We start from the raw sequence: 12,799 nt of genomic DNA on the forward strand, positions 1-12,799 counted from the left end.
TGGTACAACCCCTCTCGCCGACACTCGGCATTGGGGTATAAGTCACCCATCAACTACGAAAGGACCGCCGCTGAAGGGCTGGAATCTCTAAGCCCATAACCGTCCTTCAAACCGGGGGGACTCCATATCAGGGCAGAAAGAATCAACGGACGAATAGCATCGCGTCTTATCCGTATCAGTTGGAACCCCCACAATAAGCTGAAACTCAATGCCAATCCAAAGGCAATAGTGCTTCGTGAATGCAGAGCGATTACAACGCAAACTGCAAAGCCAATAAGATGTTTTATGACCGGGTCTTGGAAAACTATCAAACGTGCGAAGATATATCCTGCTATGGAAACAGCAAGTAGAGCCGATGCAAAGGTTTCATTGTAAATTGCAGAGTTGGACGCAACGATCGGACCCGCAGAGGCGGTCCAGCACATCACGCCTGTCAATGCGATCCAGCGCCGTCTTTCCATTGCGGGCACATCAACGCGCCTTAGGCATAGAAATATCGTGTAGTGAAACATTGTAGATGCCGATGCGGTCAACCCAAATATGACCCATCTGTTGCTGTTGATGGTTTCAAGATCGACAAAGAGCGCCATAACTGCTCTTGGTAGAATTGGAAACAAGCCGTGATAGACAAAAGCTTTCCCTGAAGGGTTATAGTGCCCTTCGTAAGAAACTATACGGATCGGGACGTCAAACCTCCCGTCAAGCAGTGACAATAAGTAGTAATCATATACTTTGTGCCCCAAAAAACGGGCCTCTATAGCAATGCAGAGCGGGTCAGAAAGAAAAAAGTAAAACAGCACACCCAAAAAAGCGATCACAAGAGATAGGCGAATTTCACTTTTGCAACACCGAACGACCATTGATGCGCTGTGGTCAATCAATACTTATACTTTCTTTAAAGGGGAAACTTAGAGTATCACACTAAAACTGATATTGGCTTGAGGTGGGGCGTTTCCTAGGAAATCTAATAAATCATCTATAAGTAGATTCAATTAGTTGTTTGATTTTTACTAGGCAAGAACAAGTTCGTATTATCTGTGCATTTATTGCAACCCTGAAGTAGGGATGTGTTCAGAGAGCAGAGAGAAAAGTTAATAATAATCATACAAATAAAAGAAGTTGAGGCATCTGTGCTTAGAGGAAGTAGCTCGAATATTAAATTCTCACAATGTATTAATACCTCCAAAGGCCATAACCTGGGGGTGAGACAGTGCAGATCCATGCCGGTGCCTAGATCGCGACACACTTGTTAAACTTCTACCCAGATCCGAGGCCTTTGCATTGGATGAAAAACTTTAGTGAACCCGCCGTTTTCGTCGGGCTGGATGGGTCATTTTCGGCCCTTTTGCCACATTCTTAAGTAAAACTATAAACTCTTTAGCGGCGGCGGAACTTGCGGAGGGTTGATTGGGTTTGCTTAGAAATACTTCGGCCGCATCGCGGGCTTGGATAGGATCAGGAAGCCCCAGAATCCATATCATCATCGCTGTCCGCGCCTGTTTTTGGGCTTCGTCTGTTTTGGATTCATGCAGGCCTTGCATGATTTGAGAAAGTGTCATCATTGCCTCCGTCCTTGCCGCTTCCCCGCGGCGATTTCATTTGTGGACAGAGGTCAGAAGGGGCCGAGACCGCCGCCTGAACCGCCGCCCGCGGTTGACGTTACCAAGGCTGGTTTCCGGACTTGGAAGGGGCTTTTGGCCGATGCAGGACACCTTCCCAAGCATATGCTCAGTGGTGTTTGTCCTGTCCCATCCTTACCGTTGCGGGGGCAGTGCCGGTCTTTCACCGGCTTCCCAATTCTCCGCCAGATTGGCGGCACCTTGATAAGGACAGGCTAGCGGAAGATCGCGAAAGCAAAAGGTTCAAATGCGACAAATCAGGGTGCTGTAACGCGTCGGTATTACGTCGGTATTGCGACGGTGCGAAATCTGATGCTAGCGGATCATTAGAATCGGCACATGGCAGGCGCGGATGGTTTCTGTCGTCGTCGATCCGATAAACAGATTGCGAATCCTCGAATGGCTGAAAGCCCCCATGACCAACAGATCGATCTGTAGATCAGAAACGGTTTGCGCGATTGCGCTATCCGCACGACCGGGGGCGACGCGTGTGGACACCTCAAACCCTGCCTCGGTCAATTGCTGGGCGGCTTCTTTCAGCGCCAGCTGGACGCCGGTCGTGTCATTGCCAACGGTCAATAGGGTGATCCGTTCCGGGGCGACATGCGATGTGTTGGCGATAAAGTCGACGGCGTTGCGCGATGTTTGCCCGCCATCAAACGCGATGAGGGCATGGGAAATCGGATTGAAAACCCGTGGGGCGATCAGCACCGGAACCGTGCTGGACCGGATCACCTGTTCCAGATGAGAGCCTAGCCGCACAGACTCCACATCGGCGGATTCTCCGCGTTTGCCGATGATGACCAGATCGCATCCCTGTTCAGCTTGGGTGACCTCTTCGACCAAAACACCGTGACGCAGGCGCGAAGATATGTTTTGAACGCCTGCCTTGGTCAAACGTTCTTCGGCGTCTTCCAGAATGGCACGACCATGGGCCTTGGCCAGCGTGGCCCGATCTGCATCCAGGCGGGCCAAATCTTCTAACAGCTTACTGCGGGCGCCCAGCCCGATATTGCCTGACAGGTCGCTTTCTGCAGTTTGCTCTCTTTGCAGAATATGCAGAAGGTCGACTTCTGCCTGATCCTGCGCGGCAACCAGCGCCGTGTAATCACAGACGCTGGGTGCGTAATGAGAGCCGTCAAGAAGCACTAGAATACGAGGCATTGATCAGGTTCCGAAATGGTTACGGTTATTCAGGCAGGGCCGCGGTGACGATGACCTCGACCTTTAGAATTTCACGGGCCAGTTTGGCCTCGCCACAGGCGCGGGCAGGGGCGTGACCGGTGGGCACCCAAGCATTCCAAATCTCGTTGAACTCGGCAAAATAGGACATGTCCGACAGCCAGACGATGGCCTGCAGCATATGTTCGCGATCTGTGCCGGCCTCCTTCAAGGCTGTATCCACGCGGCCCAGACAATCATGGGCCTGCTCTGACAGGCTTTCGCCGCTACCGACCTGGCCGCTAAGATAAACCACACCGTTATGTTTGACGATTTTGCTGCTGCGTTCGCCTGTGTGCATGCGTTCAATCATTTTCATTCTCCTTAATGTCCCAAAATGCGTTCCAGCGCGCCGGGTGTGTCACGTTCGGACAATCGACCCATCAGGGTTTCGCTGGCCACGTTCATGCCGATGATATCAACCTCTGCCCCTTCGCGGCGGAATTTTAGCACCACTACATCCAAGGCGGACACGCCCGAGATATCCCAGATATGGGCGCGGCTGACATCGATGGTAACGCGTTCCAATACCTCGTTGAAATCAAACGCATCAGCAAGGTCGGGGGCGGTGGCAAAGAAAAGCTGCCCTTCGACCACATAGCTGCGGTGATTGTGGTCATCAGACAGGGTGGATTGCACCCGGAAGACAGCGGCGATTTTCCAGGCAAAGAAGATACCAGAGAGCAACACGCCGACAATCACACCATAGGCCAGGTTGTGGGTGTAAACCGTTGTCAGAACGGTACCGATCATCACCACTGATGACGACGTTGGGTGCTGACGGATTGCCGTCAACGAGGACCAACTGAACGTGCCGATGGATACCATGATCATGATGGCGACCAGTGCGGGCATCGGGATCTGTTTGACCCAATCGCCCAGCACCACAATCAGGAACAACAAAAAGACACCAGCAGCAAAGCATGACAGGCGTCTGCGGCCACCGGATTTCACGTTGATCATCGACTGACCAATCATCGCGCAACCGGCCATGCCACCGATGAAACCGGTGGCGGTGTTGGCCAGGCCCTGGCCAATACATTCGCGATTCTTGTCGGATTTGGTATCGGTCAGGTCATCGACTAGCCTGGCGGTCATCAGGCTTTCCAACAGGCCCACCACCGCAATGGCCGCAGACACCGGCAAAATGATCATCAGGGTTTCAAAGGTCAGCGGAATATCCGGGATCAGGAAAATCGGAAGTGTATCTGGCAATTCGCCCATATCGCCCACGGTGCGCACATCCAGCCCCAGGGCAATGGCCAATGTGGTCAGCACAACGATTGTCACAAGCGGGGACGGGATCGAACGTGTGATCAGCGGAAACAGATAGATAATCGCCAAGCCACCTGCCACCATCAGATAGGTCAGGATGCCGACACCTTCGTGTCGCCAGTCCAGCTCTGGCAATTGCGCCAGAAAGATCAGAATCGCCAGGGCGTTTACAAACCCGGTCATCACTGATTTCGAGACAAAGCGCATCAGGCTGCCCAGGTGCAGAAATCCACACAGGACTTGCAACAAACCTGCCAAAACCGTTGCCGCCAGCAGATATTGCAGCCCGTGGTCACGCACCAGCGTGACCATCAGCACGGCCGTCGCCGCGGTGGCGGCTGAAATCATGCCAGGCCGTCCGCCCGCGATGGCGGTGATCACGGCAATGGAAAACGAAGCATAGAGGCCGATTTTTGGATCGACGCCTGCGATAATCGAAAAGGCGATCGCCTCTGGGATCAGGGCCAGCGCCACGACCAGACCCGCCAAAAGGTCTGCACGAATATTTCCGAACCAGTCCTGTTTCAGGCTGGCGATGGTATCGGTCTGCAAGGGTATGCTCCGGTTCAATATGTTCGCGTGTTGCGCCCAAATAACGGTGGGGGCGTCAAATGACCAGAGCAGATTGCCGCGCGTGCGAAATCTGGAGTTGTCAGCGTGGATGATCCGGGCGATGGTCCGGGCATGACACATCTACTTTCATTCGGACATGGATATTCGGCCCGGGCTTTGACGTTGCTCCTGCTCTCAGAGGGGTGGCAGGTCACCGGGACCACGCGATCTGCCGATAAGGCCGCGCAGTTGGAACAACAGGGCGTGCAGTCAAGGATTTGGCCCGGTGACGATCTGCGTGATGTGATTGCACAGGCGACGCATATTCTGATCTCTGCCGCGCCTGGGACAGATGGTGATCCCGTGCTGGCTGAATGGCGCAACGCGTTGGCGGCGCGGGCGCCTGATCTGCAATGGGTGGGGTATCTGTCGACGACCGGGGTCTATGGCGATCATCAGGGTGGATGGGTGGATGAAAACTCTGCCCTGACGCCATCCACACGGCGAGGGAAAATGCGGGTCGAGGCTGAGGCGGCCTGGCGGGCACTGGCTGATGATTGCGGCTTGCCCCTGCATATCTTTCGACTGGCCGGGATTTATGGGCCGGGTCGGGGGCCGTTTGCCAAAGTGCGCAACGGCACGGCCCGGCGGATCATCAAGCAAAATCAAGTGTTTTCGCGCACCCATGTGGATGACATCGCGCGGGTTTTGCATGCCTCGATCCACCAGCCCAATCCGGGCGCGATTTACAATGTCTGCGATGACGACCCCGCCCCGCCGCAGGACGTGATTGCCTGTGCGGCGGAACTTCTGGGCCTGCCTTTGCCGCCTGAGGAGCCGTTTGAGACAGCAGAGATGTCACCTATGGCGCGGAGCTTTTATGCGGATTCCAAGCGGGTGCGAAATGACAGGATCAAACGAGAGTTGGGGGTCGTATTGAAGTACCCAACTTACAAAGAATGTCTGGCGGCGATGTTGGCAGAGGAAGAAAACAGTTAGCCAAAGTCAGGGGCGCTGCCCCCCTTGGCCCTTGGCCAATTCACCCCGAGGTATTTGGGGCGAAAGGAAGGCCAAATCCATGTGATCAGACAGTGTGCTAGGGGATCGGCACCATGAGCGCGCGGGTTTGGGTGCAATCGCGAGTGGTATCGTCCCCACAGCGACGCGGCTTTAGATCTGGGGTCAGGCAGATGCGGACCTCTTGGATCTGGTCGGCCTTACATGTCACCGTCAGCATATCAGGGTGCAAGTCTGGGTTTGTGGCTAAAAACGCCTCTTCCACCACATGCGCGGGCAGGCGGATGTTGTTGGTCAGCTTGCGAAACGCTGCTGGGCGATTGACGGCCTGATACGCCTGTCGCGACAGGGCGTAATAGTCATCAGAACTTAGCCCGGAACAACGGCCATGTTTGTTCCATTGATGCCAGGCCAACCCGGCGGACCCCATGATATCCGCCATGTCAGCGGTTTGCCTGCGGGTCGGCGGCTGGTGATGCGTGGGACAATAGCTTGGCCAGCCGTCCTCATATTGCGGCCACAGGCCATGGAGCGACCAGCCAAAACCCTTGCCTGGATCACATTGTTGGGCATTTCGGTCATAGCCGTCCCGAAGGCACCAGTTGGGTGACCAGCTGAGTGACAGGACATAATAGTCGAAGTCCCCTGCACGTTCGCCATCCGCTTTGGCGATGCCTGCGAACATTACCAGCAATAAAATCAGCCTGTGCATTTGCTCTTCACTCTTTCTTGCTTGGGCACTATATAGGCTTCAAGTTCCCCGACAACGGAAACCCGTTCTGGCCCCGCCAGGACCGCCCCAGCCGGGGTGCGGGGAAGGTTTATGCGAAGGAGATCACCATGGCCAAACCGATCATGGCAAAAGCAACCGCCGTCTGGCTGGTGGACAATACAACGATCAGTTTCAAGCAGATCGCCGATTTCGTCGGCATGCACGAGCTGGAAATTCAGGGCATTGCTGATGGCGATGTGGCTGTGGGCGTCAAAGGGTTTGATCCGATTGCCAACAATCAGCTGACCCAGGACGAGATTGACACCGCCCAGTCCAACCCGATGCACAAGTTGAAACTGAAGTTCAACGCCGCTGCCGTGGGTGAGGAAAAACGCCGCGGCCCGCGCTATACCCCGCTGTCCAAGCGTCAGGATCGTCCGGCCTCTATCCTATGGCTGGTCAAGTTCCACCCGGAACTGGCGGACAGCCAAATCTCCAAACTGGTGGGCACGACCAAGCCGACCATTCAGGCAATCCGCGAACGCACGCATTGGAACATCCAGAATATCCAACCAATCGATCCGGTTGCGCTGGGCCTGTGCAAGCAATCTGAACTGGACCTTGCGGTGCAGAAAGCCGCCAAGAAACGCGACGCAGAGGGCGTGATGTCTGATGATGAGCGCCGCAAACTGGTCTCGACCGAGCAATCGCTGGGCATGGAAACAGAATCAAACATCCCGTCTGCGATTGAAGGGTTGGAAACCTTTACCCTGTCAGGCAGCAATCAGGATGAAGAGAAAGAAGAAGTTGTTGTTGATGCCGACAGTTTCTTTAACTTGCCCGATAGCGATGAGGATGACGACAGCTGATAAGTGAGGAGATGTGCCATGAAACTTACCCATCTTCAGTCTTCGACAGAGATTATTGAGGTTCGTGGCACCCGCATCCTGACCGATCCGTGGCTTGTTGATGGCGAGTATTACGGCAGCTGGTATCACTATCCCCCGCTGCCGATGCGCCCAGAGGATCTGGACTACGACTACATATACATAAGCCACATCCATCCTGACCACATGAGCCGTAAGACGCTGGAGCGGCTGGATCGGTCGAAGCCGGTGCTGATCCATGCGTTTGAGGAAAAGTTCCTGAAACGCAATATCGAGATGCTGGGCTACCAGGTGATCGAACTGGAACATGGCACACCGTTTGAACTGCCGGGTGGTGGTCAGATGGAAATATATGCAGCCGACAATTGTGACCCAGAGTTATGTGCAAAATTCGTGGGCTGCGCACCGGTAGAGAGCAAGTTCAAGTTTACCCAGATCGATAGCCTGTGTGTGATTTCTGATGGGGATCATGTGATCCTGAATACCAATGATTGCCCCTTTGATCTGGCGCGTACGGTTGTGGATCGGGTTTTGGCCAAACATGGGCAAATTGATCTGCTGCTGGTGGGATATGCCGGGGCCGGGCCGTTTCCGCAATGTTTTACCTTTTCTGACTATGAGGCCAAACGGGCGGCAGCCGATCGCAAGCGCGATCAGTTCATTGGGCAGGCGGTCAAATACATCAGGGCCGTGAACCCACGTGCCTATATGCCCTTTGCCGGGACCTATGTTTTGGGCGGGCGATTGGCGCCGTTGAATGACAGTCGCGGCGTGCCCAGCCTGGCCGATGCGTTGACCCGGATCGAGACGCAACTGCAGGAAAAAGGTCGGGGGTTTCTGCTGAATGCGGGTGTCGAATACGATGTGTCGCGCGGAGAGACCGCGGCTGCCTACGATGAACCATCCGCCGAGGAGCAGGACGCATATCTGGCAGGCACCCTTGCCAACCCTTATGATTTTGATGGCGATGAAAAACCCACTGCCGACGCCCTGATGGTTGCAATGCAGGCGGCTTTCCCGCGGTTTCAGGGCAAAACACGCGACATTGGCTTTACAGCCGATACGCAGATTGTGATCCGGGACGGCGATGAGCTTTGTGCGACTTTCGGGGTTGCGACCGCCCCGGAAGCAATCGCACCCGACACTGTCGAAGACATGGATAACTTTGTCGAGATTACCGTGGATGGTCGTTTGCTTGCCCGCCTGTTGCAGGGTCCGCGCTTTGCCCATTGGAACAATGCTGAAATCGGGTCGCATTTGAAGTACCGCCGCGTACCGGATGTGTTCGAGCGTGGGTTGTACTACTGCCTGTCGGCGTTTCACGCGTAATCAACTGCACGCCATACCGGCATGTGCCGAATGCGCATAAGCCTGCGCCCCATCAAACCCGAGTGTGTAACCGACTAACGGCCATGCGTTTCACTGCGATGTTTGTTGACCAGTTTGCTCACCTCTGAAATCACCTGTTTGAAGTCGATATTGGCCTTTGGGTAGTACCCATCTGCCCAGCCATCCAATCTTGCCCGGTCGTCTTTGGTTAGTGTTTTTGCCGTCAGAACAATAATCGGGATATTTCGCCAGTCATCATTTTGGCGGATCGCCTCTGCAAATTCGAAACCGTCCATTTCAGGCATCATAAGATCAAGAAGCACCACAGATGGGGTAAATGATTCCAGTCGTTCCAGCGCGACACGACCATTTTCAGCACTTTGAACGTTCAGCCCATTTTCCGTCAGCGTGCGGCACAAAAGATCGCGGGTGTCCTGGTCATCTTCGACAACCAAAACACATGGATCCTTTTTTGAATCCACGAGTGATTTGATCGCGCCGATCAGTTTTTCGCGGTCAATGGGCTTGGTCATGTATTCTGATGCGCCCATGGAAAATCCGAGCTGTTTATTTTCGATGATGGTCACCATCACCACAGGAATGTCCTGGGTCTTTGGATCGGATTTCAGCTCTGCCAGAACGGACCAGCCGTCGCTCTTGGGCATCATGACGTCCAGTGTGATGACATCTGGCAGCTGATCCCGGGCCATCTGCAGGCCTACAATGCCGTCGGGGGCCTCAATGGTTCTAAAGCCCTCTGCGCTGAAATTTCGATACAAAAGCTCGCGCACATTCGAATCGTCGTCGATCACCAGAACCACGGGCGCGTCTTCGGCCATGGTGACAACTTTGCGTTCCGCCTCCTTTGGTGCATCCTTGGCCTTTCCTTTTGCCAGGATCGACATGGTGAATTTGGAACCCTTGCCTAGTTCACTTTCGGCCACCAGATCACCGCCCATCATGCGGCAAAACTCTCGGCTGATTGACAGGCCCAAACCGGTTCCGCCAAAGTTACGCGATGTTGATGAATCCGCCTGGGTGAAGGGATCAAAAACTTTCTCGATTTGCTCGGAAGAGAGACCAATGCCCTGATCCTGAACAGAGAATACAACGCTGACGCCATCATCTGCCATTGATGCAGAAAGTTCAATTTTTCCATTTTCGGAAAATTTGGTGGCGTTGGACAGCAGGTTCAACAGGCATTGGCGGGTTTTTGTCAGATCGTTTTCAAAAGTCGAAAGCCCGCTGGTGTCGATGATTTCCAATGTGTTGGAGTTTTTCTCGATCAACGGCATGATTGTGTTGGATATGTCGTTCAGGAGGTCCGGTAGATTGATCTTTTCGACATAAAGTTCGATCTTGCCGACCTCGATCTTGGACAGGTCGAGGATGTCGTTGATCAGCCCCAATAGGTGCTGTCCGGCGTGCTGAATTTTGGACAGATCCGGGATGTAGTCCTCGTTTCCGTCATCGCCAACATCATCAATCAGCAGTTCGGAATAGCCGATAATGGCATTGAGCGGGGTGCGCAGTTCGTGGCTCATATTGGCCAGAAACTGCGATTTGGCGGCATTGGCCTGAACGGCGGAGTCGCGGGCGACGCCCAATTCCTCGACCAGCTCGTCCAGTTCGGCCTCGTGTTGTTTGGCCTCGGTAATATCGGTGAAAACGGAAACTGTGCCGCCTTCTTGTGTTCTGAAACCTTCCGACCTTAACCAAGTTCCGTCTGACATCTGATCTTCGGAACTTCGGACAGCTTGTTCAGCGCGAGATTTCAAGACGCGTTGGACCCATGCCTCGCGTTCTTCTTCGGTGGCAAATTTCCGCGTCGTATTTTTGGTTCTTCGGATGTTATCTTCAAAACTCGTTCCGATTTGGAATTGAAATTCACCGCCGAAGGATGACCGGAACATCTCGACGACACGCTGGTTGCGCAAGACGATACAGTCATCTTTGTCGTACAGGACGAAGCCTTGACCCATGGCTTCGATCGCGTCCGTCAGGCGTGTGTGGGCGACTTCCGCCTCTTTCGCCAATTGTTCGAGTTTTGCTTCGCTTTCCTTGGATCCGGTCACATCGGTGAAGACCGAAACTGTGCCACCATCTGTGGTTCGGAAACCTTCTGAGCGAATCCAACGCCCATCGGGAAACTGATCTGTTGAGGAGCGGAGGTCAGAGGTTCGGCGGTCTTCGAGCACGGCATTCATCCATTTGGCCTGCTCTTTTTTAGTCATTTCCGGATGAACTTTGCTGACGGAGGCTTTCAAAATCTCGCTGAAAGCCATCCCTTCTCTGAATTTCAATCCCCCCGCGAGGCCGCCTGCCACGCTTTGATATTGTTGATTCCACAGAACGAGGTTTTCGTCTTTGTCAAACAACGCAATGGCTTGACCCATGGCCTCTACCGCGTCCATCAGGCGGCTGTGCGACAGTTCAGCCTCAGCCGCCAGTTTTGCCAGCTCTTCCTCGTGACGTTTGGCATCCGTGATATCGGTGAAGACGGAAACAGATCCGCCATCGCTGGTTTCAAACCCATCAGACCGATACCAGCGGCCATTTGGCATATAGTCTGTCGAAGTTCGAATTTTGTTTTCCCGGCGTACCTTCAGAACATTCTGAACCCATTCTTCTTGTTTCTTCGGGCTCAGATCGGCATGCATCTTGCTGGCCGACAGGCGCAGGCCGACTTCGAATTTCTTTCCAACTTCAGGGGGAACGCCAGCGGTGAACACTGTGTAAAGCTCGGCATATTGTTTGTTGAACAGGACAGTTCGATCATCCTTGTCAAACAAGCAAATTGCCTGACCCATGGCTTCGATTGCGTCCATCAGGCGGCCATGCGCTGTTTTTGCCTGTTCCTGGCTTTTTGCAACGTCCTCTTCGGCCTGTTTGCGCTGCGCGACAGACCCCAAGAGTGTGCCGACATTTCCCAGGGTTTTGATGATTTCGACGTCTGATATGCAGGGGTCCTTGGCAAAAAACTCAAGCACACCCACAACCTGATCGTGGAGTAAAATAGGGAAAACCATCGCGGCCTTAAGCCCGGCAGATTCTATGAACTTTGTTCGCCGCAGTCCGGCCTCTTTGGTCAGGTCCTCAATCCAGGCCGCTTGACCGGTTTTGACGACACGGCCGGGAAGCCCCTCATCAGCCCCAAATCGAAGGCTTTCGGTTGCCTCGCGCAGGGCCGAGATATTTTTTGATTCTTCAATATGCCAGATGCCGGAAGGTGCCAGAGTGGGTTCACCATCAATATGTCGGACGACATAGGCATGCCCCACTGACCAACCTGCGAACAGGCACACCTCGTGCAAGGCGGATTGCAAGGCGGCCTCGAAACTTTCGGCAGTGTTGGCATTCAGGACAACGTTTTGCAGCAGTCGGACAGACGCCGTGCGTTGGGCAACGCGTGCTTCCAGACGGTTATTGGCGGCCTCAAGTTCGCGTTTCGCCTTCCGTTCGGCCGTCATTTCACGACCGTAGACATTGATGTATCCCTTGCCGTGAATCAGAGCGAAACTGAAATAAAAGACACGCCCGTCCGGCAGGTCAAAATCGATGCTTTCGTTTGCGCCGCTGCTGGCCACGGCGGCGGCGACTGTTGACAGCTTTGATGTCACCCGTTCTGGCGGGCCGGGATCGACCAGACCCGGCATTTCGCGGGCCGACGGATTGGCAACCAGAACCTCACCATCGGGTGCGATGCGCATAACCGGGTTTGGGTTTTCTTCGGGGAATTTCGCGTAGTCCGCCATCTTTTGATTGTTGGCGCGAATTTTGGTCACGTCGCGGGCGTAGACGTTGACATAGCCTTCTTCTGCGACCGGAATGAAAAAGAGGTTCAGGATTTTGTCGCCAGATTTGAAGTCTCTATGCCTTGATTTATTCTCTTCGAGAACTTTTGCCGAGTATTTGGCAAGGTTGGCAGGGGCCCGCTTGTTATCCTTGGACAAGATGCCGGGGGCCTCTCGGGCGGCGGAATTTGCCTGAATGACATTCCCCGTGTCTGACAGGCGAAAGATGGGGAAAGGGCATTCTTCCAGCAGGCTGTCATTCGCGTTTTCGATCCGGTCGGTTGGGTTTCCCGAATTTTTGGTGCTTTTCGCCATAGGATACAGTCTTTGCCTTTACTGGTCTGACTTGAAACCAATTTCCAGGATTGTGGTGCCACAAGGGGGCATGATGAT

Annotated in this window: 10 protein-coding genes and 1 riboswitch; of the genes, 3 read left to right on the forward strand and 7 right to left on the reverse strand. The window is 54.0% G+C overall.

Annotated elements, in window-relative coordinates; translation table 11 throughout:
- Positions 1–53: 53 nt before the first annotated feature.
- From AC2D8P_RS08865 to AC2D8P_RS08885, 5 genes are all read right to left on the reverse strand, one after another.
- A complete protein-coding gene (locus AC2D8P_RS08865; protein ID WP_484702079.1) occupies positions 54–881 on the reverse strand; it encodes a hypothetical protein in 828 nt (275 codons plus the stop codon).
- A 414-nt stretch (positions 882–1,295) separates the two neighbouring features.
- Entirely contained in the window at positions 1,296–1,562 is a 267-nt protein-coding gene (locus tag AC2D8P_RS08870; protein ID WP_484702081.1) for a hypothetical protein, read from the reverse strand.
- A gap of 87 nt (positions 1,563–1,649) precedes the next feature.
- Positions 1,650–1,838: riboswitch (cobalamin riboswitch) on the reverse strand.
- Positions 1,839–1,934: 96 nt separating this feature from the next.
- Positions 1,935–2,783: a universal stress protein gene (locus AC2D8P_RS08875; RefSeq protein WP_484702082.1), complete on the reverse strand. Its 849-nt coding sequence runs from the start codon at positions 2,781–2,783 to the stop codon at positions 1,935–1,937.
- A 25-nt stretch (positions 2,784–2,808) separates the two neighbouring features.
- Positions 2,809–3,153 carry a RidA family protein gene (locus tag AC2D8P_RS08880; protein WP_484702083.1) on the reverse strand — a complete coding sequence of 115 codons (345 nt, stop codon included), beginning with the start codon at positions 3,151–3,153 and terminating at the stop codon, positions 2,809–2,811.
- Between the two features lie 11 nt (positions 3,154–3,164).
- Complete coding sequence (locus tag AC2D8P_RS08885; RefSeq protein WP_484702250.1) at positions 3,165–4,652, reverse strand: SulP family inorganic anion transporter; 1,488 nt, start codon at positions 4,650–4,652, stop codon at positions 3,165–3,167.
- A gap of 147 nt (positions 4,653–4,799) precedes the next feature.
- Between AC2D8P_RS08885 and AC2D8P_RS08890 the strand changes: the two genes are divergently transcribed.
- A complete protein-coding gene (locus AC2D8P_RS08890; protein ID WP_484702085.1) occupies positions 4,800–5,666 on the forward strand; it encodes an SDR family oxidoreductase in 867 nt (288 codons plus the stop codon).
- A gap of 97 nt (positions 5,667–5,763) precedes the next feature.
- Here the strand turns inward: AC2D8P_RS08890 and AC2D8P_RS08895 are convergent, their stop codons facing one another.
- Entirely contained in the window at positions 5,764–6,396 is a 633-nt protein-coding gene (locus tag AC2D8P_RS08895) for a ribonuclease T2 family protein (protein ID WP_484702086.1), read from the reverse strand.
- A 128-nt stretch (positions 6,397–6,524) separates the two neighbouring features.
- Between AC2D8P_RS08895 and AC2D8P_RS08900 the strand changes: the two genes are divergently transcribed.
- Both AC2D8P_RS08900 and AC2D8P_RS08905 read left to right on the forward strand, forming a co-directional pair.
- The gene (locus tag AC2D8P_RS08900; RefSeq protein ID WP_484702087.1) at positions 6,525–7,265 is read left to right on the forward strand and encodes a DUF1013 domain-containing protein; all 741 of its coding nucleotides are present in this window, start codon (positions 6,525–6,527) and stop codon (positions 7,263–7,265) included.
- 18 nt (positions 7,266–7,283) lie between these two features.
- Positions 7,284–8,612 (forward strand): MBL fold metallo-hydrolase, encoded by a 1,329-nt coding sequence (locus tag AC2D8P_RS08905; protein WP_484702089.1) that lies wholly within the window; start codon positions 7,284–7,286, stop codon positions 8,610–8,612.
- 74 nt (positions 8,613–8,686) lie between these two features.
- Here the strand turns inward: AC2D8P_RS08905 and AC2D8P_RS08910 are convergent, their stop codons facing one another.
- A complete protein-coding gene (locus AC2D8P_RS08910) occupies positions 8,687–12,721 on the reverse strand; it encodes a PAS-domain containing protein (RefSeq protein WP_484702090.1) in 4,035 nt (1,344 codons plus the stop codon).
- Positions 12,722–12,799: the final 78 nt, after the last annotated feature.

The organism is Roseovarius sp. YIN77, from assembly GCF_057219155.1.

Coding starts and splice junctions, on each gene's coding strand:
- AC2D8P_RS08905 (WP_484702089.1), top strand. CDS start 7,284: ATGAAACTTACCCATCTTCAGTCTTCGACAGAGATTATTGAGGTTCGT.
- AC2D8P_RS08875 (WP_484702082.1), bottom strand. CDS start 2,783: ATGCCTCGTATTCTAGTGCTTCTTGACGGCTCTCATTACGCACCCAGC.
- AC2D8P_RS08890 (WP_484702085.1), top strand. CDS start 4,800: ATGACACATCTACTTTCATTCGGACATGGATATTCGGCCCGGGCTTTG.
- AC2D8P_RS08900 (WP_484702087.1), top strand. CDS start 6,525: ATGGCCAAACCGATCATGGCAAAAGCAACCGCCGTCTGGCTGGTGGAC.
- AC2D8P_RS08870 (WP_484702081.1), bottom strand. CDS start 1,562: ATGATGACACTTTCTCAAATCATGCAAGGCCTGCATGAATCCAAAACA.
- AC2D8P_RS08910 (WP_484702090.1), bottom strand. CDS start 12,721: ATGGCGAAAAGCACCAAAAATTCGGGAAACCCAACCGACCGGATCGAA.
- AC2D8P_RS08880 (WP_484702083.1), bottom strand. CDS start 3,153: ATGATTGAACGCATGCACACAGGCGAACGCAGCAGCAAAATCGTCAAA.
- AC2D8P_RS08895 (WP_484702086.1), bottom strand. CDS start 6,396: ATGCACAGGCTGATTTTATTGCTGGTAATGTTCGCAGGCATCGCCAAA.